An 18,653-nucleotide genomic window follows, 5' to 3' on the forward strand; every position below is an offset into this window, starting at 1 on the left:
GAACACGTGTCCGGCCTTTCGCGTCCGGCCCGGGTTCTGCGTGGCGCCACGTGGTACGGGGTACTCGCGTTCCATGTCTGACATCTACGCGGGCCGCACCCCGGCCGATCCCGGCACCCGGAGCCGGATCGCCGCCCTGCTCACCGGCTGGGACCAGCAGGTATTCAGCTCGGCGGCGGACCGGCACTGGCCCGGCGCCGGCCCTGTGCTGCCGCGGCTCAGCCGCTCGGCCAACCACGGTCTCCTCTGGTTCGGGGCCGCCGCCGGAATCGCCCTCATCGGGCGCGGGCAGCGTTCCCGGCGTGCCGCCCTGCGCGGGGTGGCGTCGCTGGCCGTCGCGTCGGCGGCCATCAACACCGTCGGCAAGCGGTCGGTACGCCGCCGGCGGCCCGTCCTGGACGCCGTACCGGTGATCAGGCAGCTGAAGCGGCAGCCGATCACCACCTCCTTCCCGTCCGGGCACGCGGCGTCGGCCGCCGCCTTCGCCACCGGGGTGGCCCTGGAGTCGAAGGGCTGGGGCGCGGTGGTGGCGCCGATCGCGTTCTCCGTCGCGGCGTCCCGCGTCTACACGGGTGTGCACTACCCGAGCGACGTGCTGGTGGGCGCCGCGCTGGGGGTGGGGGCGGCGTACGCGGTACGGGGCATCGTGCCGACCCGCTCGCAGCTGCCCTCGCCGGGCCGGCCGCACGCGCAGGCGCCGGTCCTGCCGGGCGGCGAGGACATGGTGATCGTCGTCAACCGGGCGTCGGGCTCGTCGGACGCCGCGGGCGCGCTGCACGACGCGCTGCCGCTCGCGGAGTTCGTGGAGTGCGATCCCGAGGAGGTGAACACGGAGCTGGAGAAGGCGGCGGAGCGGTGCCGCGCGCTGGGCATCGTCGGCGGTGACGGCACGGTCAACCGGGCCGCGGTGGTCGCCGCCCGGCACGGACTGCCACTGGCGGTGTTCCCCGGCGGCACGCTGAACCACTTCGCGTACGACCTGGGGATCGAGGATTTCCACGACACGTGCCGCGCGATGGCGGAGGGTGACGCGGTCCGCGTCGACCTCGGGCGGTTCACCGGTCCCGACGGGGTCAGCGGGCACTTCCTCAACACCTTCAGCCTGGGTGTCTACCCGGAGCTGGTGCGCGTACGGGAGCACTGGGGGCCGCGGATCGGCGGCTGGCCCGCCGGGGTGCTGGCGGCGGTGAAGGTGCTGCGTGGCCAGCATCAGCTGGAGGCGGAGTTCGAGGGCCGGCAGCGGTCCCTGTGGATGCTGTTCGCCGGGAACGGCATCTACCAGCGCTTCGGGTTCACGCCCGGCCACCGGCTCGACCTGGCGGACGGTCTGCTGGACGTCCGGGTGGTGCACGGCGGCAGCTTCCCGAGCCTGCGGCTGCTGGCCGCGGCGGCGGCCGGTCCGCTGAGCCGGTCGCCGGTGCACGCGGCGGAGCGGATGCGGCGGGTACGGATCAAGGGGATCGCGCCCGGTACGCCGCTGGCCTTCGACGGCGAAGTGGCGGAGTCGCCGGTCGAGTTGACGATCGACAAGGCGAACGAGGGGCTGACGGTCTACCGCCCGCGCGCCTTCCAGTGACTCCGGTTCGTGTCCGCGAAGTCCCGCCCGGCCGAAATCGCTGGCGCGGCCCGGGGCCCTCGGCCGAGGATCCCGGACATGGACTCCGAGACCCCGCCCTTTCTTCAGACCCCGCGGCTGCGGCTGCGCGACTGCGTCCAGGCCGACCTCGACCGTCTCCTCGCGCTGGACAACGACCCCGGCGTGAAGCGCTTCATCGACGGCGGCGTGCCGGCCGCGCCCGGGACGTTCCGGGCCGAGGTCCTGCCCCGGCTCCTCGGGCGGGGCTTCTGGGCGGCCGAGGAGCGGTCCACCGGCGAGTGGCTGGGCTGGTTCGAGCTACGGCCGCTGAACGACGCCGGCTGGGAGGTGGTGGAGCTGGGCTACCGGCTGCACCGGGCGGTGTGGGGCCGGGGGTACGCGACGGAGGGGGCTCGCGCGCTCGTAAGCAAGGCGTTCACCGAGCTGGGCACGGAGCGGGTCACGGCGAACACGATGACGGTCAACACGGGCTCCCGGCGGGTGCTGGAGAAGGCCGGGCTGACGTATCTCCGTACGTACTTCGAGGACTGGCCGGAGGTCATCGAGGGCTCGGAGCGGGGGGACGTGGAGTACGGGCTCACGCGTGAGGAGTGGCGGCGCACGGCCGGCGAGTGAGGCCCCATTGTCGCCCCTTGACGCCCCTTGACGTCTCTGACCACATCGCGAGACACGGGTCTCATATTCCGACATCGCGGCGTACCGTGACGGGACCACTTCACGAGAGGGAGCCCGGTCATGGTACGAGAGACCGCCGTCTACACCCACGGCCACCACGAGTCGGTCCTGCGCTCGCACCGCTGGCGGACGGCGGCGAACTCGGCGGCGTATCTCCTCCCCGAACTCCGTTCCGGCCTGGACGTGTTGGACGTGGGCTGCGGTCCCGGCACCATCACGGCCGACCTGGCGGAGCTGGTGGCGCCCGGCACGGTGACCGCGGTCGACGCGGCGGCGGACGTGCTGGAGCGGGCCGCGGAGACGGTCGCGGCGCGCGACCTGGACAACGTCCGCTTCGCGGTCGCCGACGTCCACGCGCTGGACTTCCCGGACGACTCCTTCGACGTCGTCCACGCCCACCAGGTGCTCCAGCACGTCGGCGACCCCGTACAGGCCCTGCGCGAGATGCGCCGCGTGTGCAGGCCGGGAGGCGTTGTGGCGGCGCGCGACAGCGACTACGGCGCGTTCACCTGGTTCCCGTCGTCGCCCGAGCTGGACGGCTGGCAGGAGCTGTACCGCCGGGTCGCCCGCGCCAACGGCGGCGAACCGGACGCGGGCCGCCGGCTCCGCTCCTGGGCCCGCCACGCGGGCTTCACGGACATCACGTCCACTGCGACGGCCTGGTGCTTCGCCACCCCGGAGGAACGCGCGTGGTGGAGCGGCCTCTGGGCGGAGCGGACGACGGCGTCGGTCTACGCAGAGCTCGCGGTGCGCGGCGGCCACGCGACGGACGAGCGCCTCACCGCCATCGCGGAGGCGTGGCGCGTGTGGGGCGCCGACCCCGACGCGTGGTTCATGGTCCCGCACGGCGAAGTCCTGTGCCGGGTCTGAGGGTTGGGTCCTTCGAGATCATGGTCGCGGGTGAGGGTGCTTCGCTACCCTCACCCGTATGGAAATCCTGGGAACCACGCTGCGCATCTGCGTCGACGACCTGGAGACCTCGGTCGCGTTCTACGAACGCCTGACCGGTAGCCCCGCGCTCCGTTTCGAGCGCGGCGGGGTCTCCGTCGCCGCCGTCAGTTGCTTCCTGTTGATGAGCGGTCCTGCCGAGGAGATCGAGGTGCTGCGCAAGGTCACCGCCACGATCGCCGTCAAGGACGTCGACGAGGCGTTCGCCGCGCTCACGGGCGTCGGCGCCCAGGTCGTCGCGGGCCCGGTCCCCACACCGGCCGGCCGCAACCTGATCGCCGTCCACCCGGACGGCTCGATCTTCGAGTACGTGGACCGCAACCCGGTCCAGAACGGCTGACGGGACGTCGGACGGGCCGTGCGCGCGGCCCGTCCGAGAACTCCGCTCGTCAGCCGGCCGCAGGACGCATCCGGTAGTCGTACGCCTCCGGCAGCGGGTCGTCCGTCAGGGACGACCACACCTCGTTCAGCGTCTCGGCGCCCTCGCGCAGGTCCGCCACCTCGAAGCCCGCGTCGAACAGTGCGCGGGCCGCCGCCTTCTCGCCCTCGGCGAGCAGGAGTTGGGCCTCTATCAGCCGGAACGCGCCCCGTTGCCGGGTCGCCTCCGACAGGCGGTCCCAGACGCGGCGCGCGTCCCGTGGGCGGTCGACGGTGAGCAGCGCGGCGATCGCCTCGCGCGCCAGGGACGCCGTGGCCGCCGTCCAGGACTCTCCCTCGTCGGCGCGTTCGCGGCAGAGGTCGTCGAAGGCTTCCGCGTACTGGTCGGCGGCCCGTTCCGGGTTGCCGCCCTCGCGGTCGGCGACGGCCAGGCAGCGGAGCAACGGCCAGCGGGAGGAGGCGAGTTTGAGGCCGCGTTCCCAACTCCGTACCGCCTGGGCCAGATCGCCCGCGTGCCACTGGGTGACACCGAGGTGATACTCCGTCAGCGGCTCGGCGGGCGCCGTCTCCAGCATGTCGCGCCAGTGCGGCGCGACGAGGGTCGGTCCCGGCGGCACGATCTCGCGCGGCTTCGGGAGCGTGCCCTGGGCGAACAGCTCGACCCACGGCGCCTGTTGCTCGCCGAGCATGGACTCGTCGAACGGTGTGCCGGGCAGTTGGTATCCGCCGCGCATCGCGCCGCGCAGGACTTCGAGCGCGCCCCAGCCCGAGCCGGTGGCGAGGCGTTCGCCGGGCTCGTTGTCCGCGTACGGCAGCCACGCCTCGTACGCGGCGTCGACATCCGCGCGGGGCAGGGCGAGTTCGAGGCGGTCGGCGACCTCCGCGCGGGCGGCGTCCCAGTCGGCGCCGTGCACCGCGGCGGGGTCGGTTTCGAGCGGGCCGTACGACTCCAGCCAGCTGAAGTCGTCGTGGCCTTCGAGCTTGACGTGTTCGAGCTGGGTACGGGCGAGCCCGGCCTGGATCTCGGCGTAGCCGGGAGTGCCGGGTTCGGTGAGCCACCGCTGCCAGCGCCGCCCGCCGCGCCCGGCGCCCCAGAGGAAGAGCTTGCGTCCGCGCAGGGTGTCCGTGGACGTCTGGACGAGTCCGTGGCCGTCCGCGTCGAGGGAGGTGATCCACTTCCGGGCGTCGAGGGGGACCTCGTAGAAGTAGTCCGCGGGGTATTCGCCGCGCAGCGGGTACGTGCGGTCGACGCCGTCGTACTCGGGCACCGGGACCCGGCGCAGGCTCCGTTCGTACCCGAAGTGCCACGCCTCATCGGCGGGTGCGAGGACGCGGGTGTGCTCGTCCTCGGGGACGGCGATGTTGGACCACCAGTAGACGGGCGCCGGCCCCTGGTGCGGGTTGCGTATGCGGACGCCGACGTGCAGGAAGTCGGAGTCGTCGGGCAGCCACAGATCGACCTGGAACGGCAGGCCGCGCAGGGGCTCCCACTCCCAGAGCCGGACCATCTCGCCACCGTCGGGCGCGGGGACGAGGGCTGCGTGCACAGGCGCGCAGGAGAGCGTGGTGTGGCCGGTGGCGCCGATGTTCCACTCGATGCCGCCGGAGAACCAGGCGCCGTTGAGCGCGAAGTCGGCGGGCTGGAACACCGGGTTGCGGTAAAGCAGTTCGCGTCCGGTGGGCTTGTGGTGCAGGGAGTGGATCCGGCCGCCGAGGCCCGGCAGGACGGTGGCCCGCAGCCGGTCGTTCTCGATGACGATCGCGTCGAAGTCGGTCGGCTCGCGGTCGCGTCCGTAACCGTCGAGGACGCGGACCGGCAGCAGGGTGCGCAGCGGCTCGTAACCGATCTGCCGTGCCATGTCGCGGGGCAGCTCCCGCTTGGCGCGTTCGTCTATGGAGTGCGTCTCGTCGAGCGGCCGCATCGCGGGCAGGGGGTTCTCCGGCCCCAAAGGGGCGGCAGGCAGGGTCAGTACGGCACGTCGCACGCTCGTGGCCACAGGCAAACCTCGCTTCGCTCGCTGGGGCCGCCGGGGCTCGGTTGGCCGGCGCGCACCCGATGACCATGGAACACGGTCGAGTGCGCGCCGAACAGAGGACCTGGAGATCAGTCTTGGGTGAGGGCCGCCACAACGATGTCCGCGAGCAGCGCGCCGGCGGTGCCGTCGGGGTCGAGGTCGGGGTCGTAGATGGTCAGGTTGAGCCCGACGCAGCGGTCCGAGCGCACCAGGATCGTCAGCAGCGTCCGGAGCTCGTCGGGGAGCAGTCCCCCGGCGTCGGGGGCGTCGACGGCGGGCATCACCTCGGGGTCGAGGACGTCCGCGTCCAGGTGCACCCAGAAGCCGTCGGTCTCGGGGAGCTCCAGCGTCCCGAGTACGGCGCCGGTGATGTCGGCGGTGCCCCATTCGCGGAGTTCGCCGACGGAGACGGTGGGGATCCTCAGCCGGGCCAGTTCCTCGCGGTCCTCGTCGTAGTCGCGGATGCCGAAGAGGCGCACGTCCTCGTCGCGGATGTAGGGGCGCAGTCCCTCGATGTCGCTGAGGTCGCTCTGCCCGCGACCGGTGGCGATGGCCAGTTCCTCGCCGCCGGCCGCGCCGACGGACGGGGAGTTGCCGGTGTGCCGGAAGTCGGCGGAGCCGTCGATCGCGGCGATGCCGTACCGCCCGATCCGGCGCAGCGCGAGGGAGGCGCCGAGCTGGATGGAGCAGTCACCGCCGAGGACGAGGGGGAAGTCGCCGGCCCGTACGTGGCGCTCGATCCGGTCCGCGAGTTTGGGTGTGTACGCGGCGATGGCGGCGGCGTTGAAGACCCCGTCGCCCTCTTTCCAGTCGCCCCGGTCGTAGCGCGGCGGTACGACGACCCCGCCCTCGAAGGCGCCGAGCCGCTGCACGATGCGCTGCTCGCGCATGGCGCCGGCGAGCTTGTAGCAGCCGGGCACGGTGCCGGGGGCGGGTGGCCGGAGGCCGAGGTTGGAGGGGGCGTCGATCACCACGATATTCCGCATGCGATCCATCCTCGGCGTCGTACGCTCGTTCTTCAATCTGGTTACTCGGTGAGAAGGCGGCACGTCCATGACCACGCAGCACACGTATCGGGTGATCGTGCGCGGGACTTTCCGGGAGCTGACGGACGAGGCGCGGGCCCGGTTGCTCGACGAGGTCGAGGAGCACGGGCTGAGCCGGATGCGGTTCACGCCCGAGGGGTCGCTCACCTACGACCGGGTGCTCAAGCACTTCTCGTTCCGCTTCGTCGTCCTCTCCGACGCGGCCGACGGCGATGAGATGGCGGCGGCGCTCGCCGAGGACCGGGCGGAGTCGGCGCTGAAGGCTCTCGTCGGCGGCGCGGGTGTCGGCTTCGGGGAGCTGCGGTCGTCGGTGACGGACATGGACACCATGAAGATCAACCGCAAGAGCCGCTGACCGATGGGCCGGCGCTACGTCAGCGCCGGGACCTCCAGGGTGAGTGTGGCGCCGGCGGCCGTCGTCTCAAGGACGGCGGGGACGCCCAGCGGCACCGTCAGATTCGTCGGGCCGTGACCGAAGCCCAGTTCCTCGATGACCGGGACGCCGAGGCCGCCGAGCCGGTCGAGCATCAGGGTCCGCACGTCGTCGTACGGGCCGCAGCCCGCCCAGGAGCCGAGCGCGATGCCGGCGACCCCGTCCAGCCAGCCGGAGCGCAGGAGTTGGGTGAGGATCCGGTCCAGCCGGTACGGCTCCTCCTCGATGTCCTCGATCAGCAGCAGCCCGCCCGTGGCGGAAGGGCGGGCGTGCGGGGTGCCGAGGTCGGCGGCGAGGAGGCTGACGCAGCCGCCGAGGGTGAGCCCGCGGGCCCGGCCGGGAACGAGGGCGCGTGCCGTGTCCGGGCCGATGACCCGGACCGTGTCGGGTTCGAGGAGCGTCGCGCGCAGCGACTCCTGGGTGGCGGGGTCCTTGAGGAAGGTCAGTGCGGCGACCATGGGGCCGTGCAGCGTGGAGACGCCCGCCCGTACGGCGAACGCCTCGTGCAGCGCGGTGATGTCGCTGTAGCCGACGAAGGCCTTGGGGGCCGCGGCGCGCATGGTGTCCCAGTCGAGCAGGTCGACCATGCGCTGGACGCCGTAGCCGCCGCGTGCGCACAGGACGGCTTCGATCGTCGGGTCGCACCAGGCGTCCTGGAGGTCGCGGGCGCGTGCCTCGTCCGTCCCCGCGAGATAGCCGAACTCCCGGTGCGTGTCCAGGACATGGGGTGCCACGACGGGATCGAGGCCCCAGCCGCGCAGGATGTCCAGGCCCGCTTCGAGGCGTTCGGCGGGCATCGGGCCGCTGGGGGCGACGACGGCGACCTTCGCGCCGGGCCGCAGCCGGGGCGCGCGTACGAGTGGCGCCAGGGGTGCGGTGGTCGGGTCGGGCGCGGGGGTCACTTCTTCAGCTCCAGCACGGGCACGTCGGGGCGGTCGATCCCGAAGGTCTGGGCGTACAGGGACAGTTCGGCCTCCAGCGCGCGGACCATGGTGTCCGTCCTACGGAAGCCGTGGCCCTCGCCCTCGAAGGTGATGTAGGCGTGCGGGATGCCGCGCCCGGCCAGCCGTTGGAGGAAGCGTTCGCACTGGACGGGCGGGCAGATCACGTCGTCCAGGCCCTGGAGCAGCAGGAACGGGGCGGTGATCCGGTCGACGTGGTTGATCGGGGAGCGTTCGCGGTAGCGGGCCGGGACCTCGGCGACGGGGCCGACGAGCGATTCGAGATAGCGCGACTCGAAGTCGTGGGTCCCGTCCTCGGCCCAGGTGGACAGGTCGAGGATCGGATAGATGACGGTGCCGCAGGCGTAGACGTCGGTGCCGGTCAGCGACGCGGCGCTGGTCCAGCCGCCCGCGCTGCCGCCCCGTACGGCGAGCCGCGCCGGGTCTGCGGTGCCTTCGTCGGCGAGGGCGCGGGCGACGGCCGCGCAGTCCTCGACGTCCACGACGCCCCACTGCTCGCGCAGCCGTTCGCGGTACTCGCGTCCGTAGCCGGTGGAGCCGCCGTAGTTGACCTCGGCGACGCCGAAGCCGCGCGAGGTGAAGTAGGCGATCTCCAGGTCGAGTACGAGCGGGGAGTGGCTGGTCGGCCCGCCGTGCGCCCACACGACGTACGGCGGCAGTTCATCGCCGGGCGCGCTGTGGTCGGGGCTGTGCGGCGGGTAGATGTGGGCGTGGATCTCGCGGTCGTCCGGCCCGGTGAAGGTGCGGATCTGCGGCTCGGGGTAGTACACGGGGTCGACCGGGTCGTCGTGCGCCGAGCCGATGACCCGGGCCCGCCCGGTCGCCGTGTCCAGCTCCACGATCTCGTACGCGCTGCGCGGGCTGGCGCCGACACCGATCACCCGGGAGCCGCGGACCGTGAGGGTGGCCGCCCATTCGGTCCAGGGTCCCGCGGCGTCGGCGAGCTGACCGGTCTCGGGGTCGAGTATGCCGAGCGTGGTGGAGCCCTTGCCGTGGACGACGGCGATCATGCCGTCGTCCATCGGCCGGAACCACTGGAGGCCGATCTTCCACAGCGGTCCGCCGAACTCCTCCTCGACGGCGGGGCTCAGCCGGGTCGGCGCGCCCACGCCGAGGGGCGCCGACGGGTCGAGCCGCAGCCGGTGGAGCTGCCACCAGTCGCCGGGGTCGGAGACGTAGAGGAGGGAGCCGTCGGCGGCCCAGTCGGTCTGTGCGACGGATTCCTCGGGGCCCCCGGCGACGGTGCGCACCCGCTCGAAGGGGCCCGTCCCCGTCACGTCGGCGAGCAGCAACTCGGTGCCGTCCCACGGCATTCGGGGGTGGTCCCAGGCGATCCACGCGGCGTGCCCGCCGTCCGGTGACACGCGGGGTCCGGTGACGAAGCGGTGCCGGTCGTCGGAGAGTTCGGTCACGGCGCTCCGGTCGTCGGCGGCCGAGCCGTCCAGCGGTACGGCGGCGACGACGCGGCGTACGTCGGTGGGTGCCTCGCCGGTGAACTCCTCCAGTACGCACCAGACTTCGCCGGAGTCGAGGCGTATCTGCGGGTCGGCCCAGCGCAGGGTGCCGGTCAGCCGGCCGTCCGGCGCGGGGGCCGGGGTGAGCGGGCGCGGGGGCATGTCGCCGTCCGGCTCGTAGGCGTAGAGCCGCTGGTCGGGGAAGTGCGCGAAGACGACGAGGGTGGAGCCGTCGGCCCGTACCGCACCGTCCCAGGGTTTGCCGCCGTACTCGATGACCCGGCTGCGGACGTTCCACGGGGCGGGCAGGACCGATTCCTCACGGCCGTCGGGCCGGCCGCGCACGAGTGCGCGCCGGCCGTCCTCCGCGGGCCGCGGCTCCGTCCACCACACCTCGTCGCCGACCGTGCCGACGAACTCGGGCCGCCCGTCGTGCGAGGCGGCGAGCGCGGCGTCGATCGGTGACGGCCATGAGCCGTACGGCGTCGGCTGCTCCATGCCCAACTCCCTCTACGCGGTCTGGAGATAGTGGTCGAGTACGCGTACCCCGAAGTGCAGGGCGTCCACCGGGACGCGCTCGTCGACACCGTGGAAGAGGGCCTGGTAGTCGAAGCCGGCGGGCAGCTTCAGCGGCGAGAAGCCGTAGCCGGTGATGCCGAGGCGGGAGAACTGCTTGGCGTCGGTGCCGCCGGACATGCAGTACGGCACGACGTGCCCGGCCGGATCGAACCGCTCGACGGCCGCCCGGAGTTTGGCGTACGTCGGGGAGTCGACCGGGGCCTGGAGGGCGACTTCGCGGTGGTGGAACTCCCAGTCGACGTCGGGGCCGGTCAACTGGTCGAGGGTGGCGCGGAATTCGTCCTCGGTGCCCGGCAGCATCCGCCCGTCGACATAGGCGACGGCCTGACCGGGGATCACATTGACCTTGTAACCGGCTTCCAGGACGGTCGGGTTGGAGCTGTTGCGCACGGTCGCCTCGACCAGGGCCGCGGCGGGGCCGAGCTTGGTGAGCAGGGCGTCCGCGTCGAAGTGCTCGTCGTGGACGTCGACGTCGATGCCGTGCAGCGTGGCGATTTCCTTCAGCGCGGCGCGGACGGTCGGGGTGATCCTCAGCGGCCATTCGTGCTGGCCGATACGGGCGACGGCAGCGGCGAGCCTGCTGACCGCGTTGGCCCGGTTGACCTTGGATCCGTGGCCTGCCCTGCCGTGCGCGGTGAGTTTGAGCCAGCCGGTGCCGCGCTCGCCCGCCCCGACGGGGTAGAGCGCCATGCCGGGTCCGGCGTGGAAGGTGAAGGCGCCGGACTCGCTGATGCCCTCCGTACAGCCTTCGAACAGCTCCGGGTGGTGGTCGGCGAGGAACGCGGAGCCGTCGATCGCGCTGGCCTCCTCGTCGGCCGTGTACGCGAGGACGATGTCGCGGCGCGGCCTGACCCCGGACCGGGCCCAGGCGCGGACGACCGAGAGGATCATCGCGTCCATGTTCTTCATGTCGACGGCCCCGCGGCCCCAGACGACGCCGTCCTTGACCTCACCGGAGAAGGGGTGCACGGACCAGTCGGCGGGCTCGGCGGGTACCACGTCCAGATGGCCGTGGACCAGGAGCGCGTCGGCCGTCGGGTCGCTGCCGGGAATGCGCGCGACCACGTTGGTACGGCCGGGGGTGCGTTCGAGGAGCGTGGGCTCCAGTCCGGCCGCGGCCAGCCGCTCGGCGACGTACTCGGCGGCGGGGCGCTCGAAGCAGTCGCCGTCGCCGCGGTTGGTCGTGTCGATCCGGATGAGCTCGGAGGTGAAGGACACCACCTCGTCCAGGGCCACCATGTCGACGGCGTCGGCCCGGTCGGTGCTCGCGTCCGCGGGCGTCGTGCCGGGTGAACCGGCGGGTGTCTGGTCGGGCGTCATGTCAGCCATACTGCTCCTCCACCGCGGCCGAGACGATCGTGGTGACCGCCTTGAAGCTGCGAATGCCGTCGTACATCGTCTCGGTCGTGTAAGCGACACGCCGTTCGCCGCTGCTGACCACTCCGGGGACGACCGTGGCGGCCCCGGCGAGATGTTCGGCGTCGAACTCCAGCTCGACGGTGAACGGGCCGCCGTCGACCGGTTCGTACCGTACGGCCAGTGCGGTCGCCTCCTGGGCCGCCGCACGGATGTCGGCGGCCGTACGCGCGGGGGTGCGGCAGACCGCCGCGTACCGGGAGACGTAGTCCTTCACCGCGACCTTGCGGGCGTCGGGCGCGTACCCGTCGGCGTCCCGGCAGGTGAGGTCGTCGCCGGTGACGAGGACCACGGGGACGCCGTACTCGGCGACGACATGGGCGTTGAGCAGCCCCTCGCTCGCGCGCGCGCCGTTCAGCCACACCCCGGTGATGGAGTTGGCGAGATACGTGTGCGCGAGGACGCCTTCCGTGCCCGCGCCCGTGTGGTAGCCGATGAAGGCGATGGCGTCGACGTCACCGTGCTGGACGCCTTCGACCATGCTCAGCGACTTGTGCCGCCCGGTGAGCAGCTGGGCCCGGTCGTCCAGCTCCTCGAGCAGCAGGTTGCGCATGGACCAGTGCGCCTCGTTGATCAGCACGTCGTCGGCGCCGCCGTCCAGGAAGCCGAGGACGGCGGCGTTCACATCCGAGGTGAACAGGGTGCGGCAGCGCTCCCACTGCGGCGTCCCCGGCAGGACGTCGCCCGGCCAGGTCACACCGGTGGCGCCTTCCATGTCGGCGCTGATCAGGATCTTCATTTCGCCCACGGTACCCGCCGCCGAATTCCCGGGCCAAGGATCTTTTCACGTAGGTCGCGGAGCGGTCCGAACCTTCCCGGACGTGCTCCGTGCCGATGTGACGAGTACGGCCAGTGCCACCAGGGGCGCACCCGCCGCCGCCGCGAACCCCAGGTCCCCGTACGCGTGGTACATCGGCAGCCACACCGGCGCCGCCGCGGCCCCTCCGAAGAACTGGGCCGACAGGGCGAGGGACGCGGCGCCGCCCCGGTTGTCGGGTGCGCTGGTCACCGCCAGCGTGTTGGTGACCGAACGCAGGCCCGTCACCGCCGCGCCGACCAGCGCCACGCCCGTCAGGAGCACCGGCAGGCTCGTCGCGAGGGCGGCCGTCACCAACCCGGTGACGAGCAGCGCGTTGGACCAGATGCCGGAGAGGTGCGGCCCCTTCCCGGCGAGCAGACGGCCCGCCACCGGCGCCGCGCAGATCCCGGCCAGCCCGAACGCCGAACTGAGCAGCCCGGTCTCCACCGGCCCCAGCCCGAACCGGTCCCGCGCACGGAGCACCAGCATCACGGTCAGCCCGACCGACGCGAGATAACAGAGGAACGACACCGAACAGGCCAGCGCAAGACGCCGGTTGGCCAGGGACCGCCACGAGGCGGGCGCGGTCGCGACCCGCCGGGTGGCCGCGGCCGACGGAGGGAAGCACACCAGGAGCAGTCCGCACAGCAGAGGCACCACGAACGCGAGGCGCCAGTTCACCGCCGCGCCCATCCCGCTGAACAGCGGGCTCATTCCCTGTCCGGCCGCCTGCGCGGCGGCGAACCAGCTCAGAGCACGGCCCAGCCGCGCCCCGCCGACGAGGTCGGAGATGGCGGCGACCAGCAGCGGGGTGGTGAAGGCGTTGGCCGCGCCCTGGAGTACGCGGGCGGTCAGGAAGAGTTCCATCGTCGGAGCCACGGCGCACAGCACCGTCGCCACCACGAACCCGGCGAGCGCCACGCGCATCACACGCCCGCGCCCCCACCGCTCCGCCAGTGTGCCGCTGACCAGCATCAGCGCGGCGAACGGGAGCATGTACGCGGTGACGGCGCCGGCCGCGAGTCCGGGCGTGCTGTCCAGCCCGGCGGCGACCTCGTGCACGATCGGGGTGACCATCGTGCTGCCGTAGGGGCCGAGGAATCCGCCCACGTACAGGGGCCACACCCGTAGCTCACGCACAGTCGGACCTCTGTCGGGAAAGGGGAAGGGGCAGGGAGGATGGGAGGATGCGCGCAGACCCGCGGGGGCCGTACGGCGGTTCCAGCGCCGTACGGCCCCCGCGCGTCGCGGGCCGCGCCTCGGGGCCTGTCGTCCGGATCAGGCCGGCAGCAGATTGTCGACCAGCGTGTTGTAGGAGGAGCCGTCCTCCTTGATGAGGTCCCAGGTGCGCATCCAGTCGAACGTCCGCTGGAACTGCCCCTGCGGGTACGGCGAGGGCTCCACGAACCGCAGACGCCACCGCGCGAAGTCCGTCGGCTTCAGGTCCGGGTCGATCGAGGCCGGGACCTCGCCGATGAGGTGGTGCAGATAGGGGTAAGGGTCCTCGTTCAGCTTGTGGACGGCCTTGACCACGGCGCGGTTCAGCGCGTCGTAGGTGTCCGCGTCGACCTCGGGGGAGGCGATCTCCGAGCCGACGTAGAACGCCTCGGTGAGCAGCTGGTACCCCTGCTTCTGCGCCACGGTGATCCACGGCTCCATCAGGGCGGCGGCCGGCACACGCCCGTCGCGCAGCGCCTCGAACCGCTGCTGCGGCCCGCCGACGTGCACGACCTTGATCTCCTCACGCGGCAGGAAGCCCTCCAGGGCCTGGAGCGCGAGATAGTGCGAGCCGTGGTGGAAGTTCACCGCGACCGCTTCACCGGCCAGGTCCTGCGGGTGCACGGCCGGGGAGTCGGGCCGTACGAAGATGGCCTGGCTGCCGACCGCCGCCCGCTTGCCGACGACGCGGCCGCCGACCTCGGTGTCGTGCGAACGGCGTATCTGCCCCCACTCGCAGGCGCGGTACAGGGAGGCGTCGCCGCTCTCGAAGTTGGAGCGCACGGTGCCGAAGGAGCTGACGAGTTCGTGGTCGTCGAGGAAGGTGACGGCGGCCTCGTACCCCTTGGGCACGAAGTCGACGTCCAGCCCCTCCTCCTCGTAGTAGCCCTCCTCCTTGGCAACGAGCTGGGGGAGGGAGAAGACCAGGGAGAGCGTCTCCATGGTGATCTTTTTCCTGGGCGCCATGACGGACACCTTTCGTCTCGGTGGGCAGGACCCGGGGCGGGGCCTGTGCCGGTGCCGGGAGGGGCACCTGTCCGCGCGGTGGGCCCGCGCGGTGACGGTGGGGCGCGGGCGGTCAGCCCAGCGCGGCGAGGATCTTGCTGTGGAGATCGAAGACGGCGGGGTCCTCGGGCAGCCGGGGGCGTGGCAGGCCGACGGTGAACTCCTCGCGTATGACGGCCGGCCTGCCGTCCAGGACGATCACCCGGTCGGCCAGGAACGCCGCCTCCAGCGGGTTGTGGGTGACCAGCAGTCCCGTCCGGGGCCTCGCGGTCCACAGGTCCTGGAGCAGCAGTCTCAGCCTCCGCGCGGTCAGCTGGTCCAGGGCGCTGAACGGCTCGTCGAGCAGCACCAGTTCCGGCTCAACGGCGAACGCGCGTGCCACGGCGGCCCGTTGGCGCTGCCCGCCGGAGAGTACGGAGGGATAGCGGTCCGCGTAGTCGGCGAGCCCTACGTCCGCCAGGGCGGGCCCCGCCCCGGCCGGGTCGAGACCCGCGCTGTGCAGGGCCAGTTCGACGTTCCGGCGGACGGAGACCCAGTCCAGCAGACGGGGCTGCTGGAAGACGACGCCCAGCCGACCCTGTTGGCTCCCGCCGGTCTCCACCCGTCCCGCGTCGGGCTGTTCGAGCCCGGCGACCAGATGGAGCAGTGTGGTCTTGCCTGTGCCCGACGCACCGACGACGGCGACGAGTTCGCCTTCCTCGACGCGCAGCCCGAAGTCTTCGAAGACGGTCTCGCGCTGTCCGGTCCGGCCGGTGGTGAAGCCCTTGGTCACGCCGTCGAGGACGAGGCGCGCGGAGTGCGTGCTCATACGGCGGTCACCTTCCGCCAGCGGTTCAGCCGCCGTTCGAGACCTTGCAGGACGCCGTACTCCAGCACCCCCATGACCAGTGCGAACAGCAGCGTCCAGCTGAGAACGGCGGCGACGTCCTGGGCGGCGAACTGGTTGTTGAGCTGGTAGCCGATCCCGCTGGACATTCCGAACATCTCCACCAGGACGATTACCTTCCAGGACAGCGACAGCCCGAGCCTGGCCCCGGACAGCAGCGCCGGACGCAGCGCGGGCAGCCACAGATAGCGGAGCTTGTAGCGGGCCGGGAAGCGGTAGACGTATGCCATCTCGCGCAGGTCGCCGTCCATGGCGAGCGTGCCCTGGTAGATGCTCAGGGTCAGTGCGGGCGCCGCCGACAGGGCGACGGCCACCACCGGGTTGGTCAGTGAGATCCCGAACCACATGACGCACAGCAGTGCCCAGACGAGGCCGGGCACGGTCAGGCCGATCAGCACGGCGGGCTCGAAGAAACGGCGTACGAACTCGACGCGGCCCATCGCGATGCCCACGACCACGGCCACGGCGAAGGCCAGCAGAAAGCCGAGGGAGACCCTCAGCATCGTGACACCGAGCGACTCGTAGAACACCGGGTCGGCCACCGCGCTGGTCAACGCCTGCCAGATGACCGGTACTTGGGGCATGAGCGGGCTGTCGTCGCGCAGCGCGAGCACCTGCCAGCCGCCGATGAGGACGACGAAGAACGCGATGACGGGGAGGACGCGGCGGGCCAGCCGGGTCAGCGGGGCCGGCCGGCGGGCGCGTGGACGGGGACCGGGACGGGGCGGATCGTTCGGGGGGACGGCGGCGGGTGCGGCCGTCCGGGGACTCTTCAGCAGATTCGATGTCACGTCCGGTTCACCCCAGCGAGCGATAGACGGTCTTGTCCGGTACGGACTTGATGAGCCCGGTGCGCGCGGCCACCTTCAACTGCTCGCGCAGGTTGGCGAACGAGGTCTCGTTCCACTCCTGCGGATAGATCCCCGCGAGCCGCTCGGGCAGCAGCGCGATGGCCTTCTTCTCGGTGGCCGGAACGCCGTACGAGGCGTGCAGCTCGGCGAGCACCTCGGGGTGGTCGGCGATGTAGTGGTGGGCGCCGAGGCGCAGCGCGGCAAGAGCGGCGGCCGTCTCCTTGTTGGCGTCCACCCAACTCCGTTCGCCGCCCTGGCCGTTCAGCAGGAGCTGGGCGTCCGATCCGGTGCCCTTGCGCCACAGTTCGGTGATGGTGGAGAGCTGCCTGGCCCCCTTGGCGACGAGCCGGGTGGCGTTGGGCTCGATGGTGATGATGGCGTCGACGTCGCCGCGCTCGAAGAGCGCCAGACCGGCGAGTACCGCGCCCGGATGGGCCTGGTACTCCGACTCGAAATCAACTCCGTTGACGGCGGTGGACAGTTGGGTCGAGCGGTAGGCGTCGCTGTTCTTCGGCGGGGTGGCGATCTTCTTGCCGCGCAGATCCTCGATCGTCCGGTACGGGCTGTTCTCCGGCACCAGCCAGCGGACGTGGTTGGCGAGGCTCGCGGAGAAGATCACGACGTCGGCCCCGGCCTCCAGCGCGACGGCGGCTCCGATCGGTCCCATGCTGGCGACGTCCAGCGCGCCCGAGAGCAGTTTGTTCTGCACATCACCGGGGCCGGTTCCGGCGACGTACGACAGCTTCAGCGCTCCCACCAGGCTCTGCTTCTCGCTGATGGGCCGTATGACCGCGCCGGCGGTGCCCGCCTGGGTGTCCTCGACCTTGGCGGACAGGCCGCCCCCGCTGCCGGAGTCGTCGCTCCCGCAGGCCGAGAGCAGCGGGCCGAGGCCGGCGGCGGCCAGGCCGAGACCGCCGGCGCGTAGCAGACCCCGGCGGCTCATGGGCCGGGGAAAGGGGTGTGCGGGATGCATGGAGGTCTCCTCGGAGGGTGTTGCGGTCAAGGGGGCCGCGCGGGAAGGCGGGCGGAGCGCGCGCCGTGCGGGGGCGTACCGGGGCGCGGCGTGGCATGGCATGGCGGCACGACGGTGGGCCGACGGAGCAGCGGAGGTGAACGGTGGGCTGTCGCGTGAAGGAGTTCAGCGACGGACAGCGGCGGGGCCGCCGTTCAGAAGGGTGCGCCCGATGGGACGGGAAGCCGGCTCGTGCGTGCGCGCCGGACCGTACGAGGCGTCAGCGTGTCTGACGGCAGGGGGTGAGACAGCCGGGATCGCCCGGACACAGCCCGCCGGCGAGGAGACAGAGGTCGAGGTGGTAGCGCCGGGTGAGGCGCGGCGCGTGCGCCAGTTCAATGGTCATGGTCACTCGCCCCCTTACCTCAGTGCCAGAAGAGTGTCGTAGCCACTGCGGCCGTCCGTGAGCTGCCAGGACCTCATCCAGGCGTAGCTCTCCGTGAAACGCTCCTGGGTGAAGGGCGTCGCGTGGGTGAAGCGGTGGTACTCCGGACGGAGCCGCTCGGGCGCGAGGGCGCCCGCCACCTCCTCGACCACATGAGCGGCGAACGACTGCCGGTCCGCGTTGATGATGTCCACGGCGGAGTTGACCGCCGACATGAAGAGGTCGAGATCTTCCGCCGTCAGGTGCGGGGCGACGACCTGCGCGCCCCGGTAGAAGTAGCAGCCGAGCAGATGGGCGCCGCGCTCCAGCGCGAGGCTGAGGAAGGGCTCCATCAGCATCACGGCGCGCAGCTCTCCGCGCGCGGCGGATTCGAGTCGCGCGGCGGGCGGGCCCACATGCTCCAGTTTGATCTGCTCCCGGGGCACCGTGCCCTCCAGGAGATGCAGGGCGGTGTAGTGCGAGCCCGTGAACTCGTTGACACCCACGGGCACGTTGTTCATGTCGTGCGGCTCGTTCAGCGTGGGATCGAAACTCACCAGCGCCTGGGCGACGACGGCCGGGCGGAGGTAACCGATGTACCCGCCACGGCTGTTGCGCTCCAGACGGTCGATGCCGCCCCATTCGCAGAGATTGAACAGATCGGTCCGCTCGGTCTCGAACAGCGCTTCCTTGCGGCGGGCGATCGGGTCCCTGACGTCGCTCTCGCCGGCGGTGCCCGCGTCCGCGAAGCGCACGTCGAGACCGGCGTCCGCGAACAGGCCGCGCTCGACGGCGACGATCTCGGGGAGGTCGAAGACCGGGTGGTTGCGGGAGATGACGAGAGCGCCGTCGTGTCGTGGGGCCATGTCGTCGTCCGCTCCCTTCGCACCGTGGTCGTGGTATCGCGAGGACGACTTTAAGGCAGCCCGCATCACGCGTCAACTGCCGCTTTTCACATGGCGCGATGAGTTTTCACTCTGCGAAAAGAGCGAAGGGGTGCGAGTCGACCGGCTTC

Annotated in this window: 18 protein-coding genes; 5 read left to right on the plus strand and 13 right to left on the minus strand. The window is 71.9% G+C overall.

All coding sequences use genetic code 11. From position 1 onward, the window contains the following. The first annotated feature begins 73 nt into the window (after positions 1–73). From ACFWHU_RS01800 to ACFWHU_RS01815, 4 genes are all read left to right on the plus strand, one after another. Positions 74–1,576 (plus strand): bifunctional phosphatase PAP2/diacylglycerol kinase family protein, encoded by a 1,503-nt coding sequence (locus ACFWHU_RS01800; RefSeq protein WP_385802116.1) that lies wholly within the window; start codon positions 74–76, stop codon positions 1,574–1,576. A gap of 78 nt (positions 1,577–1,654) precedes the next feature. Continuing rightward, positions 1,655–2,212 carry a GNAT family N-acetyltransferase gene (locus ACFWHU_RS01805; RefSeq protein ID WP_387223188.1) on the plus strand — a complete coding sequence of 186 codons (558 nt, stop codon included), beginning with the start codon at positions 1,655–1,657 and terminating at the stop codon, positions 2,210–2,212. A 120-nt stretch (positions 2,213–2,332) separates the two neighbouring features. After that, entirely contained in the window at positions 2,333–3,142 is an 810-nt protein-coding gene (locus ACFWHU_RS01810) for a class I SAM-dependent methyltransferase (protein WP_387223190.1), read from the plus strand. Between the two features lie 58 nt (positions 3,143–3,200). Beyond that, positions 3,201–3,560: a VOC family protein gene (locus tag ACFWHU_RS01815; RefSeq protein ID WP_385802110.1), complete on the plus strand. Its 360-nt coding sequence runs from the start codon at positions 3,201–3,203 to the stop codon at positions 3,558–3,560. 49 nt (positions 3,561–3,609) lie between these two features. Here ACFWHU_RS01815 and ACFWHU_RS01820 read toward each other — a convergent pair whose 3' ends face one another. Both ACFWHU_RS01820 and ACFWHU_RS01825 read right to left on the minus strand, forming a co-directional pair. Beyond that, positions 3,610–5,595, minus strand: a complete 1,986-nt coding sequence (locus ACFWHU_RS01820; protein ID WP_387223193.1) for a DUF5107 domain-containing protein — start codon at positions 5,593–5,595, stop codon at positions 3,610–3,612. Between the two features lie 107 nt (positions 5,596–5,702). Next, positions 5,703–6,599 (minus strand): arginase family protein, encoded by an 897-nt coding sequence (locus tag ACFWHU_RS01825; RefSeq protein WP_387223196.1) that lies wholly within the window; start codon positions 6,597–6,599, stop codon positions 5,703–5,705. A 67-nt stretch (positions 6,600–6,666) separates the two neighbouring features. On the opposite strand from ACFWHU_RS01825, the gene ACFWHU_RS01830 reads away from it, so the two are divergent. Continuing rightward, entirely contained in the window at positions 6,667–7,014 is a 348-nt protein-coding gene (locus ACFWHU_RS01830) for a DUF6204 family protein (RefSeq protein ID WP_387223199.1), read from the plus strand. A gap of 14 nt (positions 7,015–7,028) precedes the next feature. Here ACFWHU_RS01830 and ACFWHU_RS01835 read toward each other — a convergent pair whose 3' ends face one another. The 11 genes from ACFWHU_RS01835 to ACFWHU_RS01885 form a co-directional block, all read right to left on the minus strand. Further along, entirely contained in the window at positions 7,029–7,994 is a 966-nt protein-coding gene (locus tag ACFWHU_RS01835) for an LD-carboxypeptidase (protein ID WP_387223202.1), read from the minus strand. Then, positions 7,991–10,006 (minus strand): prolyl oligopeptidase family serine peptidase, encoded by a 2,016-nt coding sequence (locus ACFWHU_RS01840; RefSeq protein WP_387223205.1) that lies wholly within the window; start codon positions 10,004–10,006, stop codon positions 7,991–7,993. The genes ACFWHU_RS01835 and ACFWHU_RS01840 overlap by 4 nt, the downstream gene beginning before the upstream one ends. Before the next feature lie 12 nt (positions 10,007–10,018). Continuing rightward, positions 10,019–11,326 carry a M20/M25/M40 family metallo-hydrolase gene (locus ACFWHU_RS01845; protein ID WP_387223951.1) on the minus strand — a complete coding sequence of 436 codons (1,308 nt, stop codon included), beginning with the start codon at positions 11,324–11,326 and terminating at the stop codon, positions 10,019–10,021. 82 nt (positions 11,327–11,408) lie between these two features. Then, positions 11,409–12,242, minus strand: coding sequence for a M55 family metallopeptidase (locus ACFWHU_RS01850; RefSeq protein ID WP_385802098.1), 834 nt, complete (start codon positions 12,240–12,242; stop codon positions 11,409–11,411). 45 nt (positions 12,243–12,287) lie between these two features. Then, positions 12,288–13,442, minus strand: a complete 1,155-nt coding sequence (locus tag ACFWHU_RS01855; protein ID WP_387223208.1) for an MFS transporter — start codon at positions 13,440–13,442, stop codon at positions 12,288–12,290. Positions 13,443–13,580: 138 nt separating this feature from the next. Then, positions 13,581–14,486, minus strand: coding sequence for an ABC transporter substrate-binding protein (locus ACFWHU_RS01860; RefSeq protein ID WP_387223211.1), 906 nt, complete (start codon positions 14,484–14,486; stop codon positions 13,581–13,583). A 112-nt stretch (positions 14,487–14,598) separates the two neighbouring features. Beyond that, positions 14,599–15,333 carry an ABC transporter ATP-binding protein gene (locus tag ACFWHU_RS01865; protein WP_385802092.1) on the minus strand — a complete coding sequence of 245 codons (735 nt, stop codon included), beginning with the start codon at positions 15,331–15,333 and terminating at the stop codon, positions 14,599–14,601. Beyond that, a complete protein-coding gene (locus tag ACFWHU_RS01870) occupies positions 15,330–16,202 on the minus strand; it encodes an ABC transporter permease (RefSeq protein ID WP_387223213.1) in 873 nt (290 codons plus the stop codon). Before ACFWHU_RS01870 ends, ACFWHU_RS01865 begins: the two co-directional genes overlap by 4 nt. A 7-nt stretch (positions 16,203–16,209) precedes the next feature. After that, on the minus strand, positions 16,210–17,235 hold the full coding sequence (locus tag ACFWHU_RS01875) for an ABC transporter substrate-binding protein (protein ID WP_387223216.1): 1,026 nt from the start codon (positions 17,233–17,235) through the stop codon (positions 16,210–16,212). Positions 17,236–17,494: 259 nt separating this feature from the next. Then, a complete protein-coding gene (locus tag ACFWHU_RS01880; protein ID WP_385802086.1) occupies positions 17,495–17,620 on the minus strand; it encodes a hypothetical protein in 126 nt (41 codons plus the stop codon). 14 nt (positions 17,621–17,634) lie between these two features. Beyond that, a complete protein-coding gene (locus ACFWHU_RS01885) occupies positions 17,635–18,504 on the minus strand; it encodes an ABC transporter substrate-binding protein (protein WP_385802084.1) in 870 nt (289 codons plus the stop codon). Between the last annotated feature and the right edge of the window lie 149 nt (positions 18,505–18,653).

The sequence above is a fragment of the Streptomyces sp. NPDC060366 genome, from assembly GCF_042725135.1.
Lineage (GTDB): Bacteria > Actinomycetota > Actinomycetes > Streptomycetales > Streptomycetaceae > Streptomyces.